The sequence below is a fragment of the Pelagibacterium mangrovi genome (genome assembly GCF_036662815.1).
Classification (GTDB): Bacteria; Pseudomonadota; Alphaproteobacteria; order Rhizobiales; family Devosiaceae; genus Pelagibacterium; species Pelagibacterium mangrovi.
The window spans coordinates 1-847 of the sequence record NZ_JBAFXA010000027.1 but is presented as its reverse complement, the minus strand read 5'-3'; the positions used below and the strand labels follow the sequence as shown (position 1 = coordinate 847).

1 protein-coding gene is annotated in these 847 nt (G+C 55.3%); it reads right to left on the bottom strand.

Annotated elements, in window-relative coordinates; all coding sequences use genetic code 11:
- Positions 1–769 (bottom strand): IS5 family transposase gene (locus V4T21_RS19115; RefSeq protein ID WP_332719928.1). Its coding sequence is split into 2 segments (ribosomal slippage), with 770 coding nucleotides annotated over them: positions 1–454 and positions 454–769; the frame shifts between segments, so codons are not numbered across the junction. This gene is flagged as partial in the annotation.
- Positions 770–847 lie beyond the last annotated feature (78 nt).

Sequence of the window (847 nt, the reverse complement as noted above, 5' to 3'; positions counted from 1 at the left end):
TAGGGCGTAGACTCATAACTTCTGATCCACAGGCGTGCTGAGAAGAGCTTGAGCGCGGCGAGAAAGTTATCGGCACGCTTGTCGTATCGGGTCGCCAAGCCTCTGGCATTCTTGATTTTTCCGAAGAAGCGCTCGACGAGATTGCGATATCGGTACAGGAACGCACTGAACGGGAACGCTTGTTTTCGGTTGCTCTTGGCGGGGATGTTGGCAAAGGCACCGGCTGATTGGATGCGTGCCCGGATGCTGTCTGTATCATAGCCTTTGTCGGCAAGCAGGATAGTGTCCTGGCTCAGCAAGTCCAACAAAGCTTCAGCGTTGACGCAGTCGCTGCTCTGACCCTCAGAGAGGTGAAGTCGGACAGGTCTGCCTTCGGCGTCAACCAGCGCGTGGATTTTGGTCGTCAAACCACCCCGGGAACGTCCCATGCAGCGATTTGGGTCCCCCTTTTTAGGGTCGCACCATGGTGATGCACCCGAACACACGAACTATCGATCATCTGAAGATCGCCCTCGAAAGCCGCAGACACCGCTTCGAGCAGACGATCCCAAACCCCAGCTTTTCGCCAGCGTACAAATCGATTGTAGCAGGTCGTGTAAGGACCGTAGCGTTCAGGAATATCGGCCCAGGGAGAGCCCGTGCGAAAGCGCCACAAGATGCCGTTGATCACGCGGCGATCGTCAACGCGAGGAACACCGCGGCTCTTGTTGGGCAACAAGGGTTCGATAATCGACCACTCAAAATCGGTCAGGTCAAAACGGCGACGCATTCCAAGACTCCTTCGCAATTCGAAGCCTTGAATCAAATCAAGCCACCACTGTCACCCGTTTATGAGTTTACGGCCTAG